General features: G+C 71.7%; 21 protein-coding genes. 13 read left to right on the top strand and 8 right to left on the bottom strand.

Going from position 1 to position 25736, the window contains the following annotated elements:
• The first annotated feature begins 73 nt into the window (after positions 1-73).
• The 6 genes from WMF11_RS39495 (at position 74) to WMF11_RS39470 (ending at position 5255) form a co-directional block, all read left to right on the top strand.
• Entirely contained in the window at positions 74-559 is a 486-nt protein-coding gene (locus tag WMF11_RS39495) for a hypothetical protein (protein ID WP_437974471.1), read from the top strand.
• A 143-nt stretch (positions 560-702) separates the two neighbouring features.
• A complete protein-coding gene (locus WMF11_RS39490; protein WP_012239668.1) occupies positions 703-1512 on the top strand; it encodes a ParA family protein in 810 nt (269 codons plus the stop codon).
• The gene (locus tag WMF11_RS39485) at positions 1487-2320 is read left to right on the top strand and encodes a hypothetical protein (RefSeq protein ID WP_437544912.1); all 834 of its coding nucleotides are present in this window, start codon (positions 1487-1489) and stop codon (positions 2318-2320) included. The genes WMF11_RS39490 and WMF11_RS39485 overlap by 26 nt, the downstream gene beginning before the upstream one ends.
• Positions 2317-3234: a hypothetical protein gene (locus WMF11_RS39480; RefSeq protein ID WP_437904306.1), complete on the top strand. Its 918-nt coding sequence runs from the start codon at positions 2317-2319 to the stop codon at positions 3232-3234. The genes WMF11_RS39485 and WMF11_RS39480 overlap by 4 nt, the downstream gene beginning before the upstream one ends.
• Positions 3231-4538, top strand: coding sequence for a hypothetical protein (locus WMF11_RS39475; RefSeq protein WP_437974470.1), 1308 nt, complete (start codon positions 3231-3233; stop codon positions 4536-4538). The genes WMF11_RS39480 and WMF11_RS39475 overlap by 4 nt, the downstream gene beginning before the upstream one ends.
• A gap of 111 nt (positions 4539-4649) precedes the next feature.
• Positions 4650-5255 (top strand): HAD family hydrolase, encoded by a 606-nt coding sequence (locus WMF11_RS39470; RefSeq protein WP_437974469.1) that lies wholly within the window; start codon positions 4650-4652, stop codon positions 5253-5255.
• Between the two features lie 57 nt (positions 5256-5312).
• Here WMF11_RS39470 and WMF11_RS39465 read toward each other — a convergent pair whose 3' ends face one another.
• From WMF11_RS39465 to WMF11_RS39450, 4 genes are all read right to left on the bottom strand, one after another.
• Complete coding sequence (locus tag WMF11_RS39465) at positions 5313-6710, bottom strand: MFS transporter (RefSeq protein ID WP_437974468.1); 1398 nt, start codon at positions 6708-6710, stop codon at positions 5313-5315.
• Positions 6711-7033: 323 nt separating this feature from the next.
• Entirely contained in the window at positions 7034-8839 is a 1806-nt protein-coding gene (locus WMF11_RS39460) for a fatty acyl-AMP ligase (protein WP_437974467.1), read from the bottom strand.
• A complete protein-coding gene (locus WMF11_RS39455; protein WP_012239660.1) occupies positions 8836-9102 on the bottom strand; it encodes an acyl carrier protein in 267 nt (88 codons plus the stop codon). Before WMF11_RS39455 ends, WMF11_RS39460 begins: the two co-directional genes overlap by 4 nt.
• Positions 9103-9206: 104 nt before the next feature.
• The gene (locus WMF11_RS39450) at positions 9207-10196 is read right to left on the bottom strand and encodes a helical backbone metal receptor (protein ID WP_437974466.1); all 990 of its coding nucleotides are present in this window, start codon (positions 10194-10196) and stop codon (positions 9207-9209) included.
• A gap of 171 nt (positions 10197-10367) precedes the next feature.
• On the opposite strand from WMF11_RS39450, the gene WMF11_RS39445 reads away from it, so the two are divergent.
• Positions 10368-11720, top strand: a complete 1353-nt coding sequence (locus tag WMF11_RS39445) for a serine/threonine-protein kinase (protein ID WP_437904300.1) — start codon at positions 10368-10370, stop codon at positions 11718-11720.
• Positions 11721-11940: 220 nt separating this feature from the next.
• On the opposite strand, the gene WMF11_RS39440 is transcribed toward WMF11_RS39445, so the two are convergent.
• Positions 11941-12540, bottom strand: a complete 600-nt coding sequence (locus WMF11_RS39440; RefSeq protein WP_437904298.1) for a DUF2231 domain-containing protein — start codon at positions 12538-12540, stop codon at positions 11941-11943.
• A gap of 477 nt (positions 12541-13017) precedes the next feature.
• Here WMF11_RS39440 and priA point away from each other — a divergent pair, with 477 nt between their 5' ends.
• Positions 13018-15504: a replication restart helicase PriA gene (priA, locus tag WMF11_RS39435; RefSeq protein ID WP_437974465.1), complete on the top strand. Its 2487-nt coding sequence runs from the start codon at positions 13018-13020 to the stop codon at positions 15502-15504.
• 48 nt (positions 15505-15552) lie between these two features.
• On the opposite strand, the gene WMF11_RS39430 is transcribed toward priA, so the two are convergent.
• Positions 15553-16134, bottom strand: a complete 582-nt coding sequence (locus WMF11_RS39430) for a hypothetical protein (protein ID WP_437974464.1) — start codon at positions 16132-16134, stop codon at positions 15553-15555.
• A 349-nt stretch (positions 16135-16483) separates the two neighbouring features.
• Between WMF11_RS39430 and WMF11_RS39425 the strand changes: the two genes are divergently transcribed.
• Positions 16484-16930, top strand: coding sequence for a helix-turn-helix domain-containing protein (locus WMF11_RS39425; protein ID WP_437544900.1), 447 nt, complete (start codon positions 16484-16486; stop codon positions 16928-16930).
• Positions 16931-16942: 12 nt separating this feature from the next.
• On the opposite strand, the gene WMF11_RS39420 is transcribed toward WMF11_RS39425, so the two are convergent.
• The gene (locus WMF11_RS39420) at positions 16943-17584 is read right to left on the bottom strand and encodes an RNA polymerase sigma factor (RefSeq protein WP_437974463.1); all 642 of its coding nucleotides are present in this window, start codon (positions 17582-17584) and stop codon (positions 16943-16945) included.
• Positions 17585-18099: 515 nt separating this feature from the next.
• Between WMF11_RS39420 and WMF11_RS39415 the strand changes: the two genes are divergently transcribed.
• The 4 genes from WMF11_RS39415 (at position 18100) to WMF11_RS39400 (ending at position 23617) form a co-directional block, all read left to right on the top strand.
• A complete protein-coding gene (locus WMF11_RS39415) occupies positions 18100-19017 on the top strand; it encodes a prephenate dehydratase (RefSeq protein WP_437904294.1) in 918 nt (305 codons plus the stop codon).
• A 291-nt stretch (positions 19018-19308) separates the two neighbouring features.
• Entirely contained in the window at positions 19309-21402 is a 2094-nt protein-coding gene (locus tag WMF11_RS39410) for a PPC domain-containing protein (protein WP_437904293.1), read from the top strand.
• A 426-nt stretch (positions 21403-21828) separates the two neighbouring features.
• The gene (locus tag WMF11_RS39405) at positions 21829-22935 is read left to right on the top strand and encodes a hypothetical protein (RefSeq protein ID WP_437974462.1); all 1107 of its coding nucleotides are present in this window, start codon (positions 21829-21831) and stop codon (positions 22933-22935) included.
• A gap of 118 nt (positions 22936-23053) precedes the next feature.
• Positions 23054-23617 carry a DinB family protein gene (locus tag WMF11_RS39400; RefSeq protein ID WP_437974461.1) on the top strand — a complete coding sequence of 188 codons (564 nt, stop codon included), beginning with the start codon at positions 23054-23056 and terminating at the stop codon, positions 23615-23617.
• Between the two features lie 32 nt (positions 23618-23649).
• Here the strand turns inward: WMF11_RS39400 and WMF11_RS39395 are convergent, their stop codons facing one another.
• Positions 23650-25734: a bifunctional metallophosphatase/5'-nucleotidase gene (locus WMF11_RS39395; RefSeq protein ID WP_437974460.1), complete on the bottom strand. Its 2085-nt coding sequence runs from the start codon at positions 25732-25734 to the stop codon at positions 23650-23652.
• Positions 25735-25736: the final 2 nt, after the last annotated feature.

Here is a 25736-nt window from a genome sequence, read left to right as displayed (position 1 = left end):
TGGCGGACTGTCTTCGCTTGCTCCGGGTCGCCCGTACCGCCAAGCGCTCAAGAAGACCCTAACCACGCGTCAGGTGAGCATGAAAATTGGGTGGAGTGCCCTTGCTTGTATCTGGGTCGTCGGTTGCGGCGCGGGGCCGTCGGACGGAGACGGTTCCGCGGGAGGGTCGAGCCGCTGCAATGGCGGATGTGAGCGCGACCTCTGGCCGAGGCTCATCCTCGGGATCAGCGGCTCGACGCCAGAGGCGGAGCTCGACGTGGTCGTCCTGGCGGAGGGAGACCGCTCGGGGGAACGCGAAGCCCACCTGGGAGGGTGCCCGACGTCGCTCCCGGCACGGTATCTCTGCTCGTACGGCATCCTGTCGAGCCCGAACGACAGCACGATGACGCTGACCCTGACCCTGAAGGGCAGCGGGGCCTCGGAGGAGGTCGTGATCGACCTCGCGGAGTATAACTACTGTGGTCGACAGATCAGCTATCTGCTGGTCGAGCATGACGGAGCTTCGCTGATAGCCGGTGAGCCGACGCTGATCTCCCCCTGTCAATCGATCCCCGAGTGAGCGCGCGGACCGACCAGCGCCGCCCCCCGCGGGCGTGGCCGGCCCCGCCCGTGCCACGACCCGGAGTCGAGACTGGTTTCGGGCGGCTTCCGTCCTGTTAGGATGCCCCCTGGGCGCCATCGCTGCGCGCCGTCAGGGAGTCCATGCACGTCATCGCGGTCGCGAGCCAGAAGGGCGGCGTCGGAAAGACCACGATTTCCCTCAACCTCGGGCTCGCCCTCGGGCGCGCGGGCAACCGCGCGTTGATCCTGGAGCTCGACGCGCAGGGGAGCCTCGGGCTGTCGCTGGGCCTCGCCGATCGCGCGCGGCCGGGCGTCGCGGAGCTGCTCACGGGCGCCGAGCGGCTCGAGTCGGTGCTGCTCCGGACGCGCGAGCCGGAGCTCCAGGTGCTCACCGTCGGCCGGGTCGATCCAACGACCGTCGCGGGCTTCGAGGACGCGCTCGCCCGCGGACCCGTGCTCCCGAGCGTGCTCGCGAGGCTCTCGCCGGACTTCGACATTGTCGTCGTCGATTGCCCCGCGGGGCTCGGCAAGGTCACGACGCGGGCGCTCGAGGTGGCGACGCACGCGCTCCTGCCGCTCCAGGCCGAGCCGCTCGCGCTCCGCTCGATCGGCCAGCTGCTCGCGGTGATCGATCGCGTCCGCGCCGAGAAGAACCCGCAGCTGTCGCTGCTCGGCATGGTGCTGTCGATGTTCGACCGGCAGGCGTCCGCGTCGCTCGACGTCGCCGAGACGCTCTGGACGAAGTTCCCCGACGGGATCATCCTCGACACGGTCATCCCGCGCGACGAGGCGTTCCTCGAGGCGTCTCTCCGCGGGGCGCCGCTCCTGCTCATGCAGAAGCGCCCTCCGCCGCTCGCGCGCGTCTTCGATCAGCTCGCGAACGACGTGCTGGTTCGCCTGGACCCCACCTCGCCGGACGATGACGATGGCCCGATCTCGCTCCTCCTTTGATGTCGACGGCGCCGTCGTCACCGCGGCGGCGCTGGTCAAGCGGTCGAAGTCGCGGAGGCCTCGGGCGGCGTCGGTCGCGCCCGCGGCCGAGCCGCTCGTGTCGTTCGAGTCCCGGCCGCCGTCCTCGCGGGCGGAGCCGGAGCCGATGTCCTCGTCGCCGCTCTCGCCGTCGTTCGAGGAGCTCGCGCCCTCGAGCGATCTCCTGCCCCTGTCGAGCGCGGGCGTGGGCGGCGAGCTCGGGCTGCGGGGCGCGCTGCCCTCGTCGGCCGACGACGTCGACTCGCGGCGCGGCTCGCCGCTCGACCTGCGGCCCCTGGGCTCGCCGCCCTCGTTCGCGGCGGCGCGCGAGCCCCTCGAGGAGCGGCTCGACGGCGCCATCGAGGCGCTCTCGGCGGGCCGGGCGCCGCGCTTCCCGGACCTCGCCGCGGCGGGCGGGCCGGTCGCCCGCTGCGAGCGGGTGATCGAGTGGATCGCCGAGGCGACGGGCGCGACGGACGTGTTCCTCGCGGACGCGGCCGGGCTCCCGTTCGCCGGCGCGATCCGCGACACGGAGGCGAGGCTCGCCGCCTCGGGCCTCATCGCGTCGGCGATCGGCTCGCTCGTCGCGGCGCTGCCCGGCGCCCCGTCGCAGCGCTTCGAGCTCTGCGTCGGCGACGGGCCGTTCTTCCAGCTCATCGGGTTCCAGGTGCGCTCCGCCGCGTACATCGTCGGCCTGATGCGCCCGGGCCCGCTCACGCCGCGCGAGGCGCACGCCGTCCGGATCGCGTGCCGTCACGCGATCGACGCCGCGGTCGGGGTCGTCGGTTGAGCGCGGAGCACGGCGAGCCCTCGTTCGGTCGTGACGTCGAGGCCGGCGCGGGCGCGCTGGACGACGACGACCCGCTCGCGCCGATCGCGCTCGACGGCATCGGCTACGGCGTCGGCGGCCTCGACGCCATCGTCGTGTTCCACCTCGGCGACGCGCGCGTCCACGCCGTGTTCGTCCGCGAGGGCGCGGCCCTGTCTCCGAGCGACGTGGCCGCGGGGCTGCGCGACGCGTACCTCGGGAGCCAGCTCGCCGCGCAGCGGCTCGTCCCGGAGCGGGAGGGCTCGATCCGCCCCGCCCGCAGCCGCGGCGCGCGGTCGTCGAGCAAGCCGCCGCGCTCGCAGGGCCGCGCCGAGGAGCTCCCGGACCCCGTGGTCACGCTGGAGCTGAGCGGCCGGACCGTCCTGCTGCGCCGCGTCCGCGCGTGCGTCGTCGCGAGCCTGTTCGACGGCACGATGCCGCTCGGCATGGCGCGGCTCGTGGCGCAGCGGCTCGCCGCGACGCTCGCGCCCGAGCTGCCGCTCGAGGAGCCGCCCGAGGAGATGCTGAGCGACCCGTCGGGGCTCTTCGAGGAGCCGCTCAGCGCGGACACGGTGGACGATCTCGTGCGGGGCGTCGCGCGCTCAGCGCCGCCGAGGGGCTCGTCCAGCATCCCGTCGCGCCGGACCAGCGGGACGCCGCCGCCCGTCGATCCGCCGTCGGCCGAGGTCACGCGGATCCAGCGGCTGCTCGCGCTGCTCGAGGCGCGCGCGCCCGAGCCTCACGTGGCGCGGCTCCGGCTCGCCCTGCGCGCCGGGCTGACGCCGCTCGCGCTCGAGCACCCCGACGGGCTCGGCGCGGAGGCGATGGTGCTCGTCGAGACGGCGGTCGCGGACATCCTCGGCCTGGAGCGCGCCGCGCTGCGGAGGCTCCTGTGACGGCGCTCCGGCACGGCCTGCGGGGCCGCATCGACGGCCCGCTCGGCGATCTGGTCGGCCCGATCGTCCCCCACGGGCTGCTCCACGTGGCCGATCAGCTGGTGATCGCGCACTCCCACCACTTCGCGCTCTTCCTGGAGCAGACGATCTTCGACGCGCTCGGCGGGGAGAGCCGCGGCGTGCGCCGGCAGGCGGCGTTCGAGGCGGCGCACGCGCTGCTCGGGCCGCTGTACGAGGACCGCCACGGGGCGTCGCCGCGGGAGAAGCTCGAGCTCGCGGGCGAGCTGTTCGCCGCGATGGGGCAGGGGCGTCTGCGGTTCGAGGTGAGCGCGGAGGGCGGCGCGGTGCACGCGGACTCGCTCTTCCACGGGACGAGCTTCCTCGCGAAGTACGGCGGTCGGATCCAGAACCGGCTGGCGGTGGACGCGTTCGCCTCCGGCTACTGCGCGGCCGCGGCGAGCCTCGCGTTCCCGTCCGACTGGGGGCGGCTCGACGCCGACGAGGTGACGTGCGTCGCGCGGGGCGACGCGGCCTGCACCTTCCTGCTGACGCGGCGGTCGGAGCGGCCGCGCTTCGGCGAGGCGCTGACGCGCAAGCAGATCGAGGCGGCGCGGGTGCGCTGGGAGCCCGAGGGCGGGCCTCTCTCGCGGGCGCAGCGCGTCGAGGGCGCGATGCTCGAGGAGATCGGGGCGCTGCGGTCCGACGAGCGCGGGCTGATCTCGGCGTACGGGGTGAACGTGGCGCTCTTGCCGGTGGGGTACATCGATCAGAAGACGTTCGACACGGTGCACCTCATCGAGCGGCGGTCTCCCGAGCTGGTGCCTGTGTTCGAGGCGCTCGTGCGGGAGGCGGCGCAGACGGGCGCGTTCCACCTGCTCGGGGGGATGCTCTCGTCCTCGTCGTTCGAGGCGGCGTGCGGCCCGGTGGGCAGGGACCAGCACGAGCGCCTCGAGCAGCTGCTCGGGCTCGCCCGCGCGCTCGGCTGGGGGGCGCTTTCCGCGCCGGAGTTCCAGCCGGGCCGGGCGCTCGTTCTGCGGGCGCCGATCACGCACGAGAGCGCGTATTACGCCATGAAGCACGGGTCCACGGCGCGGGCGCGGCTCCTGTTCCAGCAGGGGACGGCGCTGGCCATCATGCAGCTCCTGCACCGCGTCGATTTCGGGACGGTGCGGCCGATCGACGCCGAGACCTACGGTGGGCTGTTCAAGATGGGGACGCGGTTCCGCGTGCAAGAGACGAAGTCGCCGCTCAGGGGGGATGGCGCGTGCGAGGTGCGGGTGGAGGCGGTCGAGGACAGGTGGTGACGTTCACGTTCGCCCGCGAGCAAAACGAAGCACGAGGTTCTGAACGGCGGACTCTCCGAGGTGGCCGGCGCACCAGCGGGAGGCCTGCCGATGTGCTACGAGGTGCGGCCCATGCCAGGACTCGTATTCCCCTCAGGCTCGTTTGCAGCTTATCTCTTTGATTGTGACGGGACGATCGCGGACTCCATGCCGCTCCATTACCAGGCCTGGCTCGAGGCGCTCGCCCCGCATGGGTGCGAGTTCTCCGGCGAAGATTTCTACGGCTGGGCGGGCATGCCGACCGACCGGATCGTCGAGCGCCTGAACGGGAAGTACGGGCTGCGGATGCCGGTGGCCGAGGTCTTCGCCGTGAAGGAAGCGGCGTACCACCGCCTGATACCGACGGTGCGAGGCGTGCCTGAGGTCGTGGCCGCGCTCCGCGACGCTCCTCCGGGCGTGAAGCGCGCCGTCGTCTCGGGGAGCCCACGGGCGTCGGTGGAACGGACGCTCGAGTTCCTGGGCCTCCGCGGGTACATCGACGAGGTCGTCGCGGCGGAGGATTACGCGCGACCCAAGCCGGCGCCCGACCCGTTCCTCGAGGCGGCGAAGCGCCTGGGCGTCGAGCCCGCGCGGTGCCTGGTCTTCGAGGACGCCACGCTGGGGATCCAGTCTGCGCAGGCGGCGGGCATGCCGTGGGTCTTCGTCGATCCCCGGGCGCTCGCCGCCGAGCGTGGGTGAGCGGGGCGGAGCGGGCCGGCGGGGGATACCTCGCCTGGCTCGCGTGGAGGCCGCGCGTCAGTGGGCCGCCGCGCGCCGCTCGGGCCGCGCGTTCCACACCCGCGTCGCCAGCGCGAAGCCGACGAGCGCGACCGGGAGCATGGCCGCGGGCCATGGCATCCAGTTCCCAGGGTGCTTCGCCGCGTCGCCCGAGGGCAGGATGCTCGCGTAAAGGAACGACTGCGCCGCGGTGCCCAGGTAGACGAAGCCGTCGATGATGCCAGTCGCGACGCCGGCGTTCTTCCTCCCGCCGAAATCCATGCTCGCGGTCCCGGACAGCATGCCGTGGACGCCGATCACGCAGAGGGACATGAACACGACGGTCCACCCGGCGATGGGGAAGCTCAGCGTGAAGAGGACGACGACCGCGCCGAGCACGAGGCCCGCATACAGCACCGAGGCCACCGGGCCCCGGCGCGAGTCAAAGACATGATCGGAGATGAAGCCGGCGAACACGCCGCCCAGGATGCCGGCGATGCAGAGGAGCACGCCCCAGTGCGCCGACACGAAGCCCGCGAGCCCGGTCTTGTCGGCGAAGATGAGGTACCACTTCATGACGGCGTTGCGGAGGAAGCCGCTGCAGAACTCGATGGCGACGATGATCCAGATGACCCGCTGCGAGAACATGCGCCGTGCGACCGCGATCGCCCCCAGGCGCTCGCCGGTGTCGCCCGAGGACGCGTCGGCTGTATCGAAGTCCCGGAACCCCGCCTGGCCCGGCGTGTCGCGGATGAGGAAGACGTCGAGCGCCAGAAAACCGAGCAGCAGCAGGGCGGGGACGTGGAACACCCACGGCATCGGCAGGTGCTTGGCGATGAATCGACTCCAGTCGTAGGCGAAGTAGAGCCCGAGCGAGATCAGGATACCAAAGACGCCGCCGAGCATCCCGCGCTCGCGGACGTGGAACCAGGGCGCGTTGACCTTGACGATGGATACGGCGCCGAAGCTCTGGAAGTACATGTTGGCGGAGAAGAGCACCGTCATCGTGGTGATGGCGGCGCCGTGGTCGAGCCGCCCTTCCTGGGCGAGGCGGACGGCCACGCCCAGCAGGACGTTCATGAGCGCGGATCCGCCCGCGGCGATCAGGATGGTGGCGCGCCCGCCCCAGCGGTCGGTGAGCGGCCCGTTCAGCAGGAAGGCGACCCCATAAACGGCCGAGCCCCAGCCGTCGATGTTCCCGAACTCGTGCTTGCTGACGAGGTGCAGCGCGTCGAGCTCCGGCGCGTTGGCGGAGAGGTTGTACCGCCCCATGTAGAGGAAGGCGTACGTGAGCCCGAGCGGAAACCAGTTGAAGAACCGCCGGCGCCGGAACTCCTCCGAGTGCCCGAGATCGATCTTCGGCAGCCGCCGCATGACGACCGCGATGGCCGCGAGCAGGAGCACGATCGGCAGCAGCTGATTGAGCCACACGGGCATGGACGCCCTTCGACGATAACGGCCGCCCGCACGAGCGGCCATGCCTTCGCGCTTCCCCCGCGCGCCCGCTCGCTCGAACTCCGTCCGTGAGGTCCCAGCGCATGCAGTGACGTGTCGCTGTCCTGAGAGCTGCCGGAGGGGGCAGGGAGCGCGTGCGGCGCGCGTGGGGACGGGCCGTGTCTGAGCATGGCCGGTGAATCGCCCCTCAAGGGCGGTTCACCGGCCATGCGAGTTCGGCGGGGCCCCGCGCGCGCCGCACGCGCTCCCTGCCCCCTCCGGCAGCCCCTGCAGTCTCCAGGGCCTCTTCCGAGGCCCCTCCAGGATCATCCCCCCCGCCCGCGGAAGATCGCGTGGCGGAAGAAGTTGATCTGGCTCTTGGCGAACTCCTTCGCCGCGTCCAGCCGGTCCCCTTCGCGCGACGAGCTGCGGATCAAGAGCTCCCCGTTCTCGTAGAGCTCCCGCGTCTTGCTCCGCTGGAGCTTCCCGCTCGAGGTCTTCGGCAGGATGCCCGATCCGACCGCCACCACGTCATCGACGGTGAGCCCCATGGCCTGCTGGACGACGCGGCGCACCTCGCCCTTCAGCGCCTGCTTCTCCTGCTCGTCCGACGCCGGGGTCTCGAAGACGATGACCACGCGCTCGCGGTCGTTGTGCGGCTTCATCGTCCCGAACGCGATCACGTTGCCCTTGCGGACCCCGGAGACGCGGCTCGCCTCCCACTCGAGATCCTGCGGGTAGTAGTTGCGCCCGTTGACGATGATGACCTCCTTCGAGCGCCCGCAGATATAGACCTTGCCCTCCGCGAGGTACCCGAGATCGCCGGTCCGCAGCCAGCCGCCCGCGAACGCCTCCTTCGTGAGATCCGGATCGTTGAAATAGCCGGGCATCACGCTCGGGCCCCGCAGCCGGAGCTCGCCGACCTCGCGATCGCCGAGCGGGCGGGCGCTCTCCGCGTCGTCCGACGCGAAGGCCGCGATCTCGTGCCCCTCGAACGCCGACCCGCACTGCACGAGCGACGAGGCGCCCTCGCTGTCGGCCGGGACGGGCGTCGCCTTGCCCTCCTTCCAGAGCGTCTCGCCGTCCACCGCGTCGATCTGCAACCCGGCCCCGAGCGCGCTGAACGACACCGCCAGCGTGCTCTCGGCCATCCCGTACGAGCAGACGAACGCCTTCTCGTCGAAGCCGACCGGCGCGAACTTCTCGGCGAACGCGCGCAGGTTGTCGGCCCGGATCGGCTCGGCGCCGCACCCGGCGACCCGCCACGTCGAGAGATCGAGCCCCGCCATCTCCTGCTCTCGGATCCGCTTCACGCAGAGCGCATAGGCGAAGTTCGGGCCGAACGACACGTTGCCCCGGTGGCGCGTGATCGTCTCCAGCCAGCGCACCGGGCGCTTCAGGAACAGGAGCGGCGGCAGGAACGTGATCGTGTTGACGTAGTAGAGCGGGGCGATCACGAAGCCGATGAGCCCCATGTCGTGGTAGAGCGGCAGCCACGACACGCCCGTGTCGACCGACCCGCGCACCGCCAGGCCGAGATCCACGATCGCCCGCACGTTCGCCGCCAGGTTCGCGTGCGTGAGCACCACGCCCTTCGGGCGCGACGTCGAGCCGCTCGTGAACTGGAGGAAGCACACGTCGTCGAGCTCGACCTTGACCGGCTTGAGCTCCTCGCGGGCGCCCCGGAGGCCCTCCACCGCCACGATCTGCTCGAGCCCCGGCGCCTGCGCCTGGATCGTGCCGAGCATCCGCTTGATCTCGGCGCTCGTGAGCAGCACCTTGGCGCCGCTCTTCGCGACGATGTGCAGCGTGTTCTCGAGGTAGCCGGTCAGCTTGCCGAGGCCGGTCGGCGGGTAGATGGGCACCGGGATGACGCCCGCGCGGATCGCGCCCAGGAAGGCGAAGATGAAATCGGCGTTGTCCGGCAGGATCAACGCGACGCGATCGCCCTTCTGGAGCCCGAGCGCCTGGAGCGCGCCGCCGAAGCGCGCGCTGGCCCGCTCGATGCCCCCGTGCGTGAAGAACGGCTCGTTCTCGCTGGACTCGTCGATGAAGCGATAGCCCGTCTTCGTGCTCGCCGCTGCGTCCTCGATCGCCTGCGCGACCGTCCGCGGTTTCCAAACAGCCGTCATCCCGAGAGCCTTCCTTCGTTCTTGAGCCGGAGCTCGATGGCCTTCACGACGTCGGCGACCGTGTCGACCTCGCGCAACATGTCGTCGGGGATCGAGAGGTCGAACTTATCCTCCATATCCGCGACGATCTCCATCACTCCCAGCGAGTCGAGGCTGAGGTCGGCGACGAGGTGGCTCGACTCCTCGATCTTTACCTCGCCGGCCGTGTGTCCTTCCAGGAGCTGGATGATCTCTGCCCGCAACGTCTCCCGTGTCCACGTCATCCTACGTTCCTACCCCAACTGCGGCGTGGCGAGGAGGGGCTTGCTCGGCCGCAAGGACGCGGGAATTCGGCGTCGCGCCCCCTGACCCGACGCTGGCGCGTGCATCAGGGACGGGCGGCGTCGACGATCTCGCGCAGCCGACTGAGCCCCTCGAGCGCCCGCGCGCCGTACCACATGAGGTCCTTGCCGTCGCACCTGATCACGTGGCCCCGGCGGGCAGCGGGGATGTCGAGGGAGCGAAATATTGCCGCGTCGGCGTCGCTGAAGGCGTGCGGCTCATCGGGCAGCAGGACGAGCTCCGGGGCGCGGGCGATCACCTCGTCGAGGGTCACGCGGGGGTAGCGGAGGTCGCGGCCCTCGACGCGCTCGGGGGGCAGCGGCGGCGCCTTGCCCAGGTCGGCCGCGAGCGGGTAGCGCCGGGGCCGATCCTCGAAGACGTTCTGCGCGCCCACGAGATCGAGCATGTCGGAGAGGAACGTGTCGCCGTGGACGGTCATCAGCGGGTCCATCCAGATCGGGACGAAGGCGCGGATCGGCGGGCGCTCGCGGCGCTGCGCCTCGGCCGCGGCGTGGGCGCGGTAGGCGGCCGCGACCAGCTCGCGCGCTGCGGCCTGCGGCGGCTGGCCCGGGGCGCCCTCGGCCGGGGTGGCGGGCGCGCCGGGCTTCGCCGCGGCGTGCCCGAGCAGGCGCGCCAGCCGGGCGAGGTGCGCCACGCCGTCGGCGACCCGCTTCGGGAACGAGACGAGCACCCGGAGCCCCGCGGCGTCGAGGCGCTCGATGTCGCGCTTGCTGTTCTCCTCCTGGTTCGCGACGACGACGTCGGGCTCGAGGGCGGCGATGCGGTCGACGTCGGCGTCCTTCGTGCCGCCGACGAGCTCGATGCCCTCGACGTCCTCGGCGGGCGCGACGCAGTAGCGGGTGCGGCCGACGAGCCGATCCCGGGCGCCGAGCCGGAGGAGCGAGTAGGTGTCGCTCGGCACGAGCGAGACGATGCGCCGCGGAGGGGAGCGCCACTCGTGCTTGCGCCCCCGGTCGTCGACGATGCGGATGAACGACCCGGCAAAGGCCGCTCCCCAGCCTGCGCTGAACGCCATGCGCCGGATGTAGCCCGCCGCCGCGCGCGCTGCACGTGAACTGACGAGGACTGACGTGAACTGACGTGAACTGACGTGGACCGCGCCGCGCCTGAGCTGCGCGCCCCGGGGCCTGAACAGCGCCGCGTCCACTTAGTTGGCCCGCCCGGGCGAAGTCTGCGACGACGGCTCGTGCAGATCGATCGCCTCGATGTGCGTCGCGGAGGCACGCTCCCGTACCCGCCTTCCGGCCTGCCCGCTCTCCCCCTCGGCGCCGCGCGCGAGGAGACACCCCGCCGCCGGGCGGCGCCCCGCGGGGGGCGGCTGCTGCCGTGCCAGATCGGCCGCTACACGCTGTTCGATCACATCGGCCAGGGAGGGATGGCCGATCTCTACCTGGCCCGGGTGCGCACGGACCTCGGCGCCGCGCGCCTCGTCGCCATCAAGGAGGTCGCCCCGAGGTTCGCGCACGACCCGCGCTTCGTCGAGATGCTCGCGAGCGAGGCCAGGCTCGCGGCGGGGCTGCGCCACGCGTCCATCGTGCAGGTCGAGGACCTCTGCCGCGAGGACGGCTCGCTCTTCATCGCGATGGAGTACGTCGAGGGCCTCGACCTGCGCGAGCTGCTCCGCCGCTGCGCGCGCCAGAAGGTGAAGTTCCCGGTCGCGTTCTCGCTGCTGATCATCGCCGAGGCGCTCCAGGCGCTCGCGTACGCCCACCGGAAGGGCGTCGTGCACCGCGACGTCTCGCCGTCGAACGTGCTCCTGAGCTTCGAGGGCGAGATCAAGCTCTGCGACTTCGGCATCGCCCGCGCGCACGAGCGCTGCGGAGCCATGGACGAGGCGCTGCAGGGCAAGGCCGGCTACATGAGCCCCGAGCAGGCCCGGGGCGAGGCGCTCGACGCGCGATCCGACGTCTTCGCGGCGGGCATCCTGCTCTGGGAGCTGCTCGCCGGCCGGCGGATGTACAGCGCCGGCGCCGCGCTCTCCAAGGAAGCGGCGCGGGGCGATCTGCTCGAGCTCGCGCGGCGCGCGTCGATCCCGCCGCTCGTGGAGCGCGGGCTCCCCGACGAGGCGGCGCTCCACGCGATCGTGGCGCGGGCGCTCGCGATCGCGCCCGACGAGCGCTACCCGAGCGCGGCGGCGATGCTCCAGGACATCGCCGCCTACGCGGCGGCGGCCGAGCTGACGGCGAGCCCGCTGCGCTTCGGGGCGTGGCTGCGCGACAACTTCGGCGCGGAGCTGGTCGCGCCCCGCCGGGCGCGCGAGCGCGCGGTGCGCGCGCTGGAGCTCGGTCCGCCTGCGGTGATCGAGCCGATCGCGACCGCGGCCATCGCGCCGGGCGCGGGGGAGGCCGTCACGCCGAGCGCGATGGACATCGGCGCGCAGGGCGCAGAGGCCGCCGCGCCGGCCCTGGCCGAGCCCCCGCCCTGGGTCAGGGCGCAGCCTCCGCTCGCTCGCCCGCGGCAGCGCTGGCTCGTGCACAACGCGCTGCTGTTCGCCCTCGCCGCGCTCGTCATCGCGGGCTGCTATCTCGCGGCGCGCTAGAAGCGACAAACGGGTTGAAACCACGAGAAAAAGCAAGAGTTTCACAGGGAGGCGGGGAGGCGGGGAGCGAGAGACGGCAAGAGGGAGAAGTTCATTTTTCTTCCTCCCCGCCTCCCCGCCTCCCTGTGAAAATTCTCCGGGTTTCAACGTGATGGGCGTTCCAGCGCCCGCTCGGGCGAGGAGAACGTCGCGCCTCGCTCCCGTCCGGCGCCCGTCGCCGTCAGCCCGCGTCGGCGATCGGCGCTTCGGGCACGGGCACCTGCATCTCCGGCCTCCGCTCGCACGCGTCGGTGCCGATGCCGACGCCGTAGCGGTAGATGAGCTCTCCGCCGAGCCAGCCGCTCGCCCCCGCGAGGCCGAACCCCGCGGTCGACAGCGCGATCCCGAGCGGCCGCAGCCCGATCGCCCGGGAGGCGAGCGAGGCGCCGTACAGGCCGGCGATCGCGAGGTTCACGGCGCCGTGGACGAAGCCGATCCGCTTCGCGGGGCCGAGGGTGGTGCTCCAGTCGGCGAGCCCGGCGAAGGTGGCCACGAGCGCCCCGCCGAGGCCGATGGCCGCGGTCGCGTCCGCTCCCCGATCGAGACGACGCCGCCTGCGGCCGACGCCGGCGAGATCGAGCACCAGCGCGCAGGACCAGGCGCCGATGGGGATGGTCACCAGCACCGGGTGCAACGGGTGCCCGAGGAACTTGCCATGCAGCACCTTGGCGACCGTCGGCGCTCGCCTCAGGACGGACTGGATGCCGCGCTGAAGCGGGTCCGCGATCCGGTCGATCCAGTCCTGCTCCTCGATTCCCCCCAAGACTGCGGTTCCGATCATGTTCCCCTCCTCCGAGGCGCGTGGCTGCGCGGATTTCCAGCGCATGGCGCCCGCCCCGCCGAGCGTCCAGCGGTGAACCCCTGACCGGATCCGGAGCAATCGGCGGACCCCGCGGGAGCGGGTCGGGCGTTCCCATGCCCTCCCGCGGCGCGTGCCGCTGCGACGCTCGAGCAGGCCGCGCAGTGCGCTTTTGCAATGGTGCTTTACCGAAATTTCAGGTTCGAAATCGACGAGCGCCCCATCTGAAGTGAAATACGTTCGAATCGCGAATCCCGCGGATGGCATGGACGGTGCTCTATGTCCGGCCAGCGCTGCCGGCGCGGCCTTCCCCCCCCCGAGGCCCCGGCGGCGCTTTTTTTTGGAGTCTTTCCTTTCGGGCCCGGCGCGGCGCCCGCGCGCACGCCCTGCGTTCCTCGTCCCGGGCGGCGTTCTCTGGTATCTCGCCCGTGCCGCGCTGCGCGCGGCCTTCCCGGAGCGATGCCCCTCCTCGCCGACGTCGCGGTGCCCGTCCCGCTCTCGCAGGCCTTCACCTACGAGGTCCCCGCCGCGCTCGCCGGCGAGGTCCGACCGGGGGCGCGCGTCCTCTGCGAGTTCCATCGGCGCAAGCTGCTCGGCGTGGTGCTCGCCGTCAGCGAGCGCAGCGCGGCCATCGACCCGTCCAAGATCAAGCCGCTCGCGGCGCTCGTCGACGCGCGCCCGGCGCTGCCGGCGGAGCTGCTCGCCTTCCTGCAGGAGCTCGCCGCCTACTACTTCGCGCCGATCGGCGAGGTGCTCCGCCTCGCGCTGCCGGCGATCGAGCGCGAGCAGGTGCGCGCGCTCAAGGCCCAGGGGGAGCTCGGCGGCGTCCTCGACCTCGGCCGCGCCAAGCAGGTCGGCGGCCGCAAGGTCGCGTACGCGAGCGCGACCGACGTCGTCGAGGAGCCCGGCACGCTCCGCGGGCAGGCCGCGGCGGTGCTCGCGCTGCTCCGGGCGAACGGCGAGCAGCCGGTCGCGCGGATCGAGGAGCGCTTCGGCAACGCGCGCAGCGCCCTGAAGAAGCTCGCCGAGCGCAACCTCGTCGCCCTGGACGAGCGCGAGCCGCCGCGCGACCCGTTCTTCCGCCGCGCCGAGGAGCGCGACGTGCCCCCCGAGCTCAACGCGGCCCAGGCCGAGGCTGCGGCGCGCATCGACGCGGCGCTCGCGGCGCTCGCGCCGTCCGGGGGAGGGGAGCACCCCGCGAGCACCCAAAAGGAGCCGCGGCCCGCCGGGCAGGAGCCGCGGCCCGCCGGGCAGGAGCCGCGGCCCGCCGGGCAGGAGCCGCGGCCCGCCGGGCAGGAGCCGCGGCCGAGCGCGTTCCTCCTCTTCGGCGTGACCGGCTCCGGCAAGACCGAGGTGTACCTGCGCGCCATCAAGAGCTGCCTCGACCGGGGCCGCGGCGCGCTCGTCATGGTGCCGGAGATCGCCCTCACCCCGCAGCTCGTTGCGCGCTTCCGCGCCCGCTTCGGCGACGAGCTCGCCGTGCTGCACAGCGGGCTGAGCGACGCCGATCGCCACGCGATGTGGGCGAGCCTCCACGTCGGCAAGGTGCGCGTCGCCATCGGGGCGCGCTCCGCGCTGTTCGCGCCGGTGCCGGACCTCGGCCTCATCCTCGTCGACGAGGAGCACGACGGCTCGTTCAAGCAGGAGGAGGGCGTGCGTTACCACGCGCGCGACATGGCGCTGCTCCGCGCCCACCGCGCGGGGGCGGTGTGTGTGCTCGGCTCCGCGACCCCTTCCATCGAGTCCGTCGCGCTGGTGCGCCGCGGCAAGCTCGCCGAGCTGCGCCTGCCGGACCGCGCGCACCGCGAGGCCAGCCTCCCCGAGGTCTCGCTCGTCGATCTCCGCCGCTTCCGCGCCGGCCCCTCGGGCGATCCGCTGATCTCCTTGCCGCTGCACCGCGCGCTCGAGAAGACGCTCGCGGCGAAGGAGCAGGCGATCCTCTTCCTGAACCGCCGCGGCTTCGCGCCGAGCGTCGTCTGCGGCTCGTGCGGGACGCTGACCACGTGCGACGCCTGCTCGGTCGCGCTGACGTACCACCGCGGGCGGCGCCGCGACCCGCGCCCGCCTTCGCCGGGCGGCGCGCCCGCGCCCGCGGCGCCGCTCGACGAGCGGCCGGAGGGGGGGCGGCTGCGCTGCCACTACTGCGACTATGCGGGGCCGCTGCCGGACCGCTGCGGCGCGTGCGGCGCGCGGAACCTGCTGCTCGAGGGGCTCGGCACCGAGCGGCTCGAGGCCACGATCGCCGGCTCGTTCCCGGAGGCGCGCGTGGCGCGGCTCGATCGCGACGTCGCCGGCAAGGATCGCTCGCAGGCGATCCTCGCGAGGATGCGCGAGGGCAAGATCGACATCCTTGTCGGCACGCAGATGGTCACGAAGGGCCATGACCTGCCCAACGTGACCCTGGTCGGCGTTGTGAACGCCGACGCCGCGCTCGGGCTGCCCGACTTCCGCGCGGCCGAGCGCGGCTTCCAGCTGCTCGTGCAGGTGGCCGGGCGCGCGGGGCGGCGCGACCGCCCCGGCCGTGTGCTCATCCAGACGCGCAACCCCGAGCACCCGGCCATCGCGTTCGCCGCGGCGCACGACGTGCCTGGCTTTCTCGAGCGGGAGATCCGCGAACGCGAGGAGGTGGGTTATCCGCCCGCCACGCGCCTCGCGCTGCTCCGGATCGACGCTGTCGACGAGAGCGTGGGGCGCGGCGCCGCGGCGAAGCTCGCGGCCCACGCCCGCACCTGCCCCGAGGGGGCCGCCCGGCGCGTCGAGGTGCTCGGCCCGTCGGCGGCGCCGATCGCGCGGCTGCGCGGGCGCTACCGGTTCCGGGTGCTCCTCCGGGCGCGCGATCGCGGTCCGCTCCGGGGGGCGCTCGCGGCGCTGACCGGGCTGATAAGGGATGGCCTTGACCGGAACGCCCGGGTGATCATCGACGTGGATCCGGTCGCCATGCTGTGACGGGCGATCCCCGGGAGACGGGCGCGCTCGCTGCGCCAGCGGCGCTCTCTATCGAGATCCACGCGCGGTGAGCTCGCCGAGCGCGTCGCGCGACGCGCGCGAGAGCCGCTCGAACTCCGCGCCCAGCCAGTCGAGGAACGCCGCGTCCCACGTCGGCCCTTCCGGGCGGGACGCGACCGCCTCGGCGAGCTCACGGTCCCAGCGGCCGTAGACGTCCCGGAGGAGCGCGTGCGCCCGGCGGCTCTCGGCGGACGCAGGATCCGCCTGGCCGTCCGTGCGCTCGGCGAAGGCGTCCTCGCAGAGGAAGTAATTGCATGTCGCGGCCCGCCGCTCGGCGGGGACGGAGCAGCCGCGCGCGCCGTGATAGACGCACTTCGATTGCCGCGGGGCCGTGCGCTCCTCCCGCTTCCGCACGCGCCGGAGCTCGAGTCCGCGGCTCACGGGGAGCAGGTTGCCTGCGGCGATCTGCTCGAGCAGCCAGCCGCGGCCGTCGAGGGAGACGATGCGCCCGATGTCCGTCCAGTCGAGCTCGGGCGGGCTGACGCAGCACCCCGCGGGGCCCTGCGGGCACTGGGCGCACAGCGTCGAGTGCAGCCGGGTGTGCTCTCCTGAAAGCTCCAGACGGATCATCGAACCCCTTGCCGTCCCCCGGAGGGGTCGAGACACGCGCTCGAACCAGCGCACATCCTGCCAGCGAACGCGCCAGGAATGACAGAAGCGCCCCGCGGCTGCAACCGACGCAACCGACGCAACCGACGCAACCGACGCTGACCCCGCGTCGACCCGAGCGGCGGCCAAGCGCCCCTCCTCACCGGCATAGCGATCGAGAAGCGCGAGAACTCGCACTCCCGGGCGCTCTTGGAGGAGCTGAATCAGTTAAAGTAAGTAACGGACATCGACGTGCGCCCCCGCGAATGCAGGGTGAAGCGTGCGATCGTCCTTTTCCGGCCGCGGCGGGAGTTGATAGGCTGCGCCGGCCATGAGCGATGCGCTTCCCAAGGAGGTCGGTCGAGCCATTCGCGTGCTCCGGCAGCTGCACGGGCTCACTTACGCCGAGTTCGCCGAGAAAGCGCGCCTCTCGGCGACCTACCTGCGGCAGGTCGAGCGCGGCGAGCGCGATCTCGGGCTCGGCGCGCTGGCGCTCATCGCACAGGGGCTCAACTGCGATGCTCGGCTCCTCCTGCCCGGCGACGGGAGGAGCCCGGTCTCCGCGGTCGTCGCCGATCGCTTCGATCGCGCGCCCGAGGCGCTCCAGGAGGCGCTCCTCTTTCTGTTGATCGAGCCCGACGACTCGCCGAAGAAGCAGGCCATCCTCGCGCTCATCAACGAGGATCCGGATCGCGCGCGGCCCCGCTCGCGGCCTCGACCCGAGGAGCGCGGGTCGCGCGGCTCCGCCCCCTCGTCATCGAACCGCCGCGGGCGATGAGCCCCTGAGCCGTCACGTCCGCGCGGACCAGCCCGCGACGCGAGGTGGCCCGGCGCCGGACTCCGGCCGGCCGCCGCCCGGCGCCTCTGCTCCGGGCATCGACGCGAGGCGCCGCATGGCCAGCTGCTGAAACGCGGCGAGCGCTCGGCTCCGCCGCTTGTACGCCGTCGAGAGGGGGATTCCCGCCCGGCTCGCGAAGTCCGCCATGGGCACGCCCTCGATGTCGTGGGCCGTGAGGATCGCGCCGAACTCGGCGTCGAGCTCGCGCAGGACCGCGCGCGCGAACAGGCGGTCGCACGCCGAGATGATCTGCTCCTCGGCCGAGGGCTCGTCGAGCTCTGCGTCGAAGTCGTCAGGCAACGGGTCCTCCCTCCGGCGCCGCTCGCGCAGCCCGTAGTGGGACGCGGCGTGGACAGCGATCTTGTTCAGCCAGCGGTCGGACGGCCCGAGCTCCGGATCGTAGTTCCCGAAGCTCTCATGCGCCGCGAGCATCACGTTCTGGGCGATGTCCCAGCGATCCCGCCGCGGGACCCCGAGGAGGCGAAGCCATCGGCGCACGAGCACGATCGTTTTCTTGTTGAAGATCCGCCAGTAGGCGCCTTCTTTGTCGTTCGGCGGCCCTGAACCGTGGCCTCCACGCCCCGTTCCCGACATCGCGTAACGATCGTTATCACAAGAAACGGAACTTGCAAAATCTGGTCGGGGCGATCACAGGCAAAATTCGATCGAAAAAGTGGTCGAATGTGTGTTCGTGTGGTTATCTCCTGCGCCACCCTCCGCCTGCGCAATTGCGCGCATGCAGGCCGAATCGCTCGGGAAAGCGCCGCTTGACGATGGTTCTCGGGATGTAACGATCGTTCCTCACCTGAACCGCGTCAGGGGGCCTTCCGGCATCGTCGGCAACGATGGTGCTCCCGCCTGGCTGATGAAGCGCGATCGCCACGCGGGTGGGCTCGGCGGCTGCCTGGTGCACCGCGGGGGCTGGCGCCTCCTCGCGCGGGCGGACGCCGCCGCTTTCCTCGCTGGACGCCGCCGCATCGCGCCGGTAGACAGGCGGCGCTCGATGCACAGCTTCCATCGAAGGATGCCGGCCCCACGGCGGAGCGGCGCGCCCTGCGGGGGGCGCATCGCGACCGTCCGCGCGGGCGCCGGCGAGGCGCCCATCGCTCATGTCGGCTGACGCGGGGAAGCCAGGGACGGCGCGCGGCGACGACGCGGCGCCCGCGGAGAGCGACGCGGCAGGGGCCCCGGCGCAGCGCCGGCGGGTCGCCTACTTCGGGCGGCCCGGGACGTTCAGCCACGAGGTCGCGTCCCGGCGCTTCGGCGCGAGCGCGGACCTCACGCCCCGGCGCACCATCTCGGAGGTGTTCGACGCCGTGGCCGGCGGCGCGGCGACCTACGGCGTCGTGCCGATCGAGAACGCGCTGGGCGGCCCGATCTACGACACCGTCGATCAGCTGATCCGCCGCGAGGGCACGGGCGCCGCGCTCGCCGTGTGCGAGGAGCTCTCGCTGCACGTCACGCTGTCGCTCCTCGGCAGGGCGGGCGTGGCGCCGAAGCGCATCTATTCGCACTTCGTCCCGCTCAAGCACTGCGGCGACTGGCTGCGCGAGACCTACCCTGACGCGCAGATCCTCGAGGCCGAGAGCACCGCCGAGGCGGTCGAGCGCGCGGCGCAGGACGGCGAGGCCTGCGCGATCGGCAACAAGGGCGCGGCGGCCATCTACAAGCTGGAGATCCTCGTGCCGAAGCTCGGCGCGAAGGGCGAGAACATCACGCGCTTCTTCATCGTCGGGAGGGCCGCGGAGCCGCCGGCCTCGGGGGGGCGGACGCTGCTCCTGTTCGGGCTGGACCACCGCCCGGGCGCCCTGGTCGCGGCGCTCTCCGCGCTCGGGAGACACCACATCAACCTCACGCGCATCGTCTCTCGCGCGCTGCCGGACAGCCCTGAAGAGTACCTCTTCCTCGTCGAGTGCGAGGGCAGCACGGAGGAGCCTGCGTTCAAGGAAGCCCTCGCGCTGCTCGAGCAGCACGCGACGGGCGTACGCTCGCTCGGCTCGTTCCGCGTCAGCCAGAAATACGAGTAGGCGCCCCGGGCCGACCCGACGACGATCGCCGAGCCGCGCGGTCATCGGACGTACGCGCGGCGCGGCCCGTGCGTCGGATGACCGCGAGTCCACCGCGGCGGACGCGCGCCAGCCGCTCGTCGCGTGGGCGCCCCCACGCGCGGGGAGAACAACGCCGCTGCGAAGATGGGAATATCTTCGCGCGGGGTATCCCGCGTGACTCATGCGCTCTTTTCAATAACCACTTACCCCTCGCCTGTGACTAGAACGCTCGGCAGGTGCGGTCTCGCACTCCTCACTAGGCAAGGTGTCATGGATCTACATTGGCGATGGCTCTTCGTGGTGGTGCCGGCGCTCATGGGTTCTCTGGAAGCGTGTGATGTGGACCCATGGGAGTCGGAGTTGACGGTCGAGAGCGAGGTGCAGAGCGGCGGGGCGAGCCAGAAGCGCCTCCCCGCCGGCGCGAGCTGCAGCTGCGATGCGGACTGCGACGGCGAGGCGGCCGTCTGCATGCTCGGCATCTGCATGCAGCGCGCGGAGGGGCTGTGTACGGCGCCGAACAGCGAGGAGGGCTGCGCGCCCGGCTCTCGCTGCTTCGACACGGACATCCTGACCGACTCGGGGGTGTGTTATCCCCTCTATGATCCAGAGACCTGCGATGGCGTGCAGAGCCGTCATGGCCTGTGCTCTCCCCGGCGCGGCGACGGGTGCAACGCGGCCTGCGGCGCGGCGTGCGCGGAGGACACGGTCGGCGCCGGGGAGATCGGCGCGGCCTGCGACGCCGACGAGGCGTGCTCGCTGCGCGGCGCGACCTGCTATCGTGACGAGGATCCCTCGGCGCCGAACGGCTGGGTGGAGGGGTACTGCCTCGCCTTCGACTGCGAGAGCGACGACGAGTGCGGGCCAGGCGCGGGCTGCTTCCCCGCGGCGGAGGGCGGCTCGCCCGTGTGCATGAGCACCTGCGGCAGCGATCTCGACTGCCGGCCTGGCTACGTGTGTCACACCGTCGACGGCGAGGGCAGGTCGGCCTGCTTCGCGGGCTGCGACGGCGCGTCGACCTGCCCGGAGGGCACGACCTGCCTCGGGGAGCTCTGCGTATCGGACGATGTCGCGTGCTCACTCGACGTCCCGTCCGGCTGGTGTCCGGAGGGCAGCTCCTGCGATGGCGGCGCGTGCCGCAAGGGCCCCTCGGCCTGCGGCGCCGAGGGCGACGCCCTCGAGCCCAACGACGACCTGGGAGCCGCGGTGACAGCGCCCATGGGCGTCACGAAGGACCTCACCCTCTGCGAGGGGGACGAGGACTGGTTCAAGATCGTGGTGCCGGAGCGGACCATCGTCCGCGTGGGCATCCGGTTCCGTCAGGCCGCCGGGGACATCGATCTGGTGGTCTATGACGGCGTGGGCCGCCTGCTCGGCGCGCGCGACGGCGCGCAGTACCCGTACTCGTACCGCGATCAGGAGACGGACACCGAGTTCTACGGGTTCTACTCCGAGCGGGGTGGCGCCGAGTACTTCGTCCGGGTCGTCGGTCACGACGGCGCGCAGAACGTCTATGGCCTGGACGTGACGTCGACTCCGTATGTCGACGGCCCGAGCTGCGTGGACGCCGGCTTCTCGTTCGACGAGTGCGCCGGCTTCGGCGAGCGCGGCGGCGGGCTCTTGCCGTTCCCGTTCCCCGACCTCGACGACTCGGTGGTCGGCGGCGGTTACATCTGGGAGACGTTCAGCAATTACCGCTTTGCCCGGCGCGAGCTCATCATGCTCGTCCGGGACGCCCTCGCGGAGACGCTGCATGCGTTCCCGGGCACGACGCCGCTCTCGCTGATCGACGTCTGCCAGATCAACGGCGTCACGCCCGGCTACGACGTCGACAGCCCCCGTCACCCCGAGTCGACGCACGACCAGGGTGGCAACATCGACATCGCCTATTTCCAGACGGACGGATCGAACGATGGGGAGATCATCTGCGGAGACGGGTCGAAGCATGAGGACGGGTACTGCTCTTCGGCGGCGAAGCGGAAGCACATCGTCGACCTCGAGCGGGAGGCGTTCTTCATGGCCAGGCTGTTCCGCTCGCCCCGCACGCGCGTCATCGGCGTGGACAAGGTCATCGCGCCGTTCCTGTCGAGGACCGCGGCTCGGCTGAACGCGCTTCCGGCCCGGGATCGGCGGAAGATCACCGACGACGAGCTCGCGAGCTTCTCGGACCGGATGGCGTACGGCGAGGGGTGGCCGTATCACCACCACCACATCCACCTCAGCATGGACTGGTGGCCGAAGAAGACCGCGGCCGGCGGCGGCACGCCGGAGGCGTCGTTCGCGGCGCCGCCCGCCATCCATCGTTCGCCCGCGCTCGCGGCCGAGCAGCGGATGGTGTGGCCACCCCGGCCCGCGATCGTGCGGTGAAAGGTCGCTTGCGCGACTCACATCCCTCCTGGAAAAGTGCGCTGTATCCACAGCGCACTCATGCATCGAAGGATGCCTCGTCTTACTCCACAGCCGCTGGCTGCGGGGCCCTCTACGAGGCGACGTGCAACAAGCAACCGATGCCGGCCTGAGCCATGGGATTCCCTGCGGTGATCGAGGTTCTTCGCACGTGGATCCAGGGGGGCGTGCAGGCCCCTGTCACCCTTGATACCTGACGCGCCGATGCGCGTGAAACGGCAGAGGATAACTACATAAAGGCGGGAATATGGGATCAGCTCGGGTCCCGCCTTCCACGCCCCGCGCCGCCATGCTTTACTGTCGCCGTTCTTGGGAAGATGTTGCCGCCTTTTCGGCGCCTTGTCCGCCGGACGGACAGGTCATCGACCACCTGAGGAGAGCTGCTTTATGAGCAAGGAACGAGATACCGAGACCCAGGGCCCGTTGTTCAAGGTCGTTGACCGGCGGCAGGCGCTCCTGGGGCTGGGAGTGATTGCCGTCACCGTGTCGTGCGGAGATGGCAGCGAGTCGGAGGACCCCAGCGGCGCCGGCGGGGGCTCTGCGAGCTCCGGGGGCAATGGGACCACGGCCTCGGGTACCGGAGGAGGCGGGTCCGACCCCGGCACCGCCACGTCGAGCTCGAGCGGCGCGGGACCGGCCACCTCCACCACGGCAGGCACGGGCGGCTCGGGCGAGGGAGGCTCCGAGCCGGGCACGGGAGGCGCGGGAGGCAGTGGCGGCAGCGGCAGCGGCGACGGCCTCCAGGCACCGCCGTTCGACGATGTGCCGATGTGCAGGGCGATCAACAAGACGGACGGCGCCGGTCAGGGCCCCTTCTTCATTCACGAGCTCGAGAAGAACGACGACATCTCCCTGATCCGGCAGGACATTCGTGGTCGCTACAATGAGAGCGCGCCGGAGGGTGTGGAGATGCACCTCCACCTGCGCGTTGTCGACCTGAGCGCGCCCGGCTGCGATGGCAAGGGCGTCGGCCTGCCCGATGTGGACGTCTACATCTGGCACACGGACGGGCAGGGGTTCTACAGCGGCTTCGGGACGAGGGGTGCTGCCAGCGAGCAGAAGCCCGACTCGCCCTATGCGGGCAGGCCGGGTCAGAACGATCTCAACAACACGGACCGTTTCTGTCGCGGCGTGCAGACCACGGACGCAAACGGCGTCGTCTCGTTCCGCAGCATCTTCCCCGGCTGGTACAACGGCCGCGACGTTCACATCCACTTCGTCTGCTTCAAGAAGGGGTCGATGTCGAAGGGTCGCACCACGTACCAGGGTGGAGACCACATCTTCACGACGCAGTTCTACTTCGAGCCCACCTTCACCGACTCCGTCCATACCAAGTACGAGCCGTACAAGGCGCGCACCACCGGCAGCCTGGCGAATTACTACCAGGGCGCCATCAAGGCCGACGAGGCGGGCAACAGCGGCCTCCGTGCCAAGGCCGTGATGGAAGGGGACATCGTGATCGCCCAGATGCAGATCGCGGTGAATCCGGGCTAGGCAGGGCGGGCTCGCTCCCTCGAAGAACAGTACGGAAGGGCCTGCTCGGCCGCGCGGTCGCATCTCGGTGCGCGGCGCGGGCAGGATGAGGGACGGCAGGCATGCTAGGGTCGGGGCCATGAGACGTGATGGCCCTGACGCCGCTCCCCCGTCGATGCCCGGCGAGGTCGGCGGCTACTTGCTACGGCAGTTCGAGATAGCCTGGCAGCTCACCAGCTTTCACCTCGACGGGCTCTCCACCGAAGAGTGCTTGTGGCGCCCTGCTGACCAGGGATTGCACGTTCGTCAAACCCCCGATGGCCAGTGGCGCGCCGACTGGCCGGAGCACGAGGGCTACGATCTCGGCCCGCCGAGCATCGCGTGGCTGACGTGGCATCTCGGCTTCTGGTGGTCCATGGCGCTCGACCACGCCTTCGGCGACGGCGCGCTCACGCGCGAGGACGTGACGTGGCCTGGCGACGCCGGCGACGTGCGCGCGTGGATCGGAGGGCTTCAGGGCCGGTGGCGAGCGGTGCTCGAGCAGGCTACCGACGACGACCTGCGCTCGACGCGACGGACGCGGTGGCCTTTCCAGGACCGCCCGTTCGGTGACGTCGTCGCGTGGGCCAACGTCGAGCTCACGAAGAACGCCGCCGAGATCGGCTATGCACGCTTCCTCTATGCACGAAGGCCGCGCGGCTAGGGGGCGAGCTTGCGCGGCTCCAGGAGGCCCGATTAGGGCACGCTCGTGATCCGATCGAGCGCGGGCGGGGAGACGGGCGAGTTCGCCGCGAAGTAGTCCCGCAGCGCGTCCAGATCCAGCGCGCCGCCGAGCCGGTCGGTGCCGTCGTTGAGCACGGTGAAGCCGTCTCCGCCCGTCGCCAGGAAGCTGTTCACCGTCACCCGGTAGGTCCGCTCCGCCTCGATCGGGACGCCGTTGAGCTGGATCGAGGCGTTGTCGACCTTCGCGCCGACGGGCGCGCTCTGGCTGTAGGTGTACGTGAAGCCGTTCGAGACCTGCAGGATCACGCTCCGCAGCACGCCCCCCGCGTCCACCCGGAACTGCTGCTCCAGCAGGGTGTCGATCTCCGCCCCCTTGAGGGTCATCACGACAAGGCTGTTGCCGAAGGGCTGCACCGCGAACACCTCGCTGAACGTGACCACCCCGTCGCTGACCTCGGTCGACGAGGCCGCATAGGTGAGGTCCGTGCGGACGCCGCCCGGGTTCATGAACGCGATCTCGGCACCGCCGGTCCTCGGGTCGCGCGTGGCGGCGAGCTGGGCGTCGGCGATCACCGTGCCCATCGGGAACAGCCCGGCGCCCATGGCCGGGACCGTGCGGTCGAGCGTCGCGGTGATGGTGCCGATCTGCACGTTGGCCAGCGGCGCCGCGAGGTCCTTGTAGCGCGTCACCAGGGTGCTCACGCCCGCGTCGGGCGCTTCGCGCGTCACGATGACGTTGTTCGCCGTCTTCGCCGTCACGTCGCCCGTGCTCTTGCTGATCTCCAGATCGATGTCCGTCACCAGACGGCCGAACGACGCGGCGCTCGTCACGATCTTGTCGCCGAGGATGCAGTTGTACGCCTGATGGGTGTGCCCTGAGACGATCACGTCCACGGCGGGGTCGATGTTCGTGGCGATGTCGACGATGGGGCCAGAGAGGCCCGGGCACTCGTTGAAGAGGCCTGTGGGGAGCCCTCCCTCGTGGAGCAACACGACGATCGACTCGATGCCCTGCGCCTGGAGCTCCGGCACGATGTCGTTCACCGTGTCGACCTCATCCATGAAGGACAGCCCCGCGACGCCGATCGGCGTCACGATGGACGGCGTGTCCTCCAGCGTCATGCCGATGAAAGCGATCTTCACGCCGTCGAACTCGCGGATGTCGTAGCGCGGGAAGAGCGTCCTGCCGCTCGTCGTGTCCACGACGACGTTGGCGGCGAGGAACTTGAAGTTCGCGCCCGGGAAGAAGGTCCCGTCCGTGCAGCCGTCGGCCGGGCTGCACCCGCCGTACTGCATCCGGAGGAGCTCCGCTGTGCCCTTGTCGAACTCGTGGTTGCCGACGCCGTTGATGTCGAGGCCGAGCAGGTTCATGGCCTCGATCGTGGGCTCATCGTGGAACAGCGCCGACACGAGCGGGCTCGCGCCGATGAGATCGCCGGCCGAGACCACCACGGTGTTCGGGTTCGTGGCGCGGAGCGCGGCGATGCGGGACGCCAGGTAAATGACGCCGCCGGCGTCCACGGTGGTGTTGGTGGGTGTGGCAGGTACGGTGATCCTGCCGCTGCTGCCTGTGGGGGGCTCCAGGTTGCCGTGGAAGTCGTTGAAGGCGATGATCTGAACGCTCACGGTGTCGCCGCCGGAGCCGCCGGAGCCGCCAGCGCCGCCGGTGCCATCCGAGCCGCCGGAGCCACCGGTGCCGCCCGAGCCACCGGTGCCGCCCGAGCCGCCGGTGCCACCAGAGCCGCCCGAGCCGGCAGCGCCGGTGCCACCGGAGCCGCCCGAGCCGCCGGAACCACCGGAGCCGGCAGCGCCGGAACCACCGGAGCCGCCGGAGCCGGCTGCGCCGCTGCCGCCGGAGCCACCTGAGCCGGCTGCGTCGCCGCCGGAGCCGCCGGAGCCGGCAGCGCCGCCGCCCGCGCCGGTACCCGTCGCGCCGCCGCCGCCGCTGCCGCTGGACACCGAGGCGGTGGTCGTCGCCCCGTCATCGCCGCAGCCCGCGCTGGCGACCGGCGGCACGCACAGCGCGGCTCCGAGGAGCGTGACCCGCCACGCTTGTGCGCATCGCCCGGGGACCCACGAAGCTCCGCTCGATCTCATCT

It is taken from the genome of Sorangium sp. So ce295, assembly GCF_051527405.1.
In the GTDB taxonomy this organism is placed as follows: Bacteria; Myxococcota_A; Polyangia; order Polyangiales; family Polyangiaceae; genus Sorangium; species Sorangium cellulosum_B.
Note: the sequence above shows the minus strand (reverse complement) of the source record. Positions and strands in the feature narration are given on the sequence as shown.

What these genes read in the sequence shown, in the direction of transcription:
- WMF11_RS39490 (WP_012239668.1), top strand. Translation starts at nt 703, where the DNA reads ATGCACGTCATCGCGGTCGCGAGCCAGAAGGGCGGCGTCGGAAAGACC.
- WMF11_RS39485 (WP_437544912.1), top strand. Translation starts at nt 1,487, where the DNA reads ATGGCCCGATCTCGCTCCTCCTTTGATGTCGACGGCGCCGTCGTCACC.
- WMF11_RS39470 (WP_437974469.1), top strand. Translation starts at nt 4,650, where the DNA reads ATGCCAGGACTCGTATTCCCCTCAGGCTCGTTTGCAGCTTATCTCTTT.
- WMF11_RS39465 (WP_437974468.1), bottom strand. Translation starts at nt 6,710, where the DNA reads ATGCCCGTGTGGCTCAATCAGCTGCTGCCGATCGTGCTCCTGCTCGCG.
- WMF11_RS39460 (WP_437974467.1), bottom strand. Translation starts at nt 8,839, where the DNA reads ATGACGGCTGTTTGGAAACCGCGGACGGTCGCGCAGGCGATCGAGGAC.
- WMF11_RS39455 (WP_012239660.1), bottom strand. Translation starts at nt 9,102, where the DNA reads ATGACGTGGACACGGGAGACGTTGCGGGCAGAGATCATCCAGCTCCTG.
- WMF11_RS39450 (WP_437974466.1), bottom strand. Translation starts at nt 10,196, where the DNA reads ATGGCGTTCAGCGCAGGCTGGGGAGCGGCCTTTGCCGGGTCGTTCATC.
- WMF11_RS39440 (WP_437904298.1), bottom strand. Translation starts at nt 12,540, where the DNA reads ATGATCGGAACCGCAGTCTTGGGGGGAATCGAGGAGCAGGACTGGATC.
- priA (WP_437974465.1), top strand. Translation starts at nt 13,018, where the DNA reads ATGCCCCTCCTCGCCGACGTCGCGGTGCCCGTCCCGCTCTCGCAGGCC.
- WMF11_RS39430 (WP_437974464.1), bottom strand. Translation starts at nt 16,134, where the DNA reads ATGATCCGTCTGGAGCTTTCAGGAGAGCACACCCGGCTGCACTCGACG.
- WMF11_RS39425 (WP_437544900.1), top strand. Translation starts at nt 16,484, where the DNA reads ATGAGCGATGCGCTTCCCAAGGAGGTCGGTCGAGCCATTCGCGTGCTC.
- WMF11_RS39420 (WP_437974463.1), bottom strand. Translation starts at nt 17,584, where the DNA reads ATGTCGGGAACGGGGCGTGGAGGCCACGGTTCAGGGCCGCCGAACGAC.
- WMF11_RS39415 (WP_437904294.1), top strand. Translation starts at nt 18,100, where the DNA reads ATGTCGGCTGACGCGGGGAAGCCAGGGACGGCGCGCGGCGACGACGCG.
- WMF11_RS39410 (WP_437904293.1), top strand. Translation starts at nt 19,309, where the DNA reads ATGGATCTACATTGGCGATGGCTCTTCGTGGTGGTGCCGGCGCTCATG.
- WMF11_RS39405 (WP_437974462.1), top strand. Translation starts at nt 21,829, where the DNA reads ATGAGCAAGGAACGAGATACCGAGACCCAGGGCCCGTTGTTCAAGGTC.
- WMF11_RS39400 (WP_437974461.1), top strand. Translation starts at nt 23,054, where the DNA reads ATGAGACGTGATGGCCCTGACGCCGCTCCCCCGTCGATGCCCGGCGAG.
- WMF11_RS39395 (WP_437974460.1), bottom strand. Translation starts at nt 25,734, where the DNA reads ATGAGATCGAGCGGAGCTTCGTGGGTCCCCGGGCGATGCGCACAAGCG.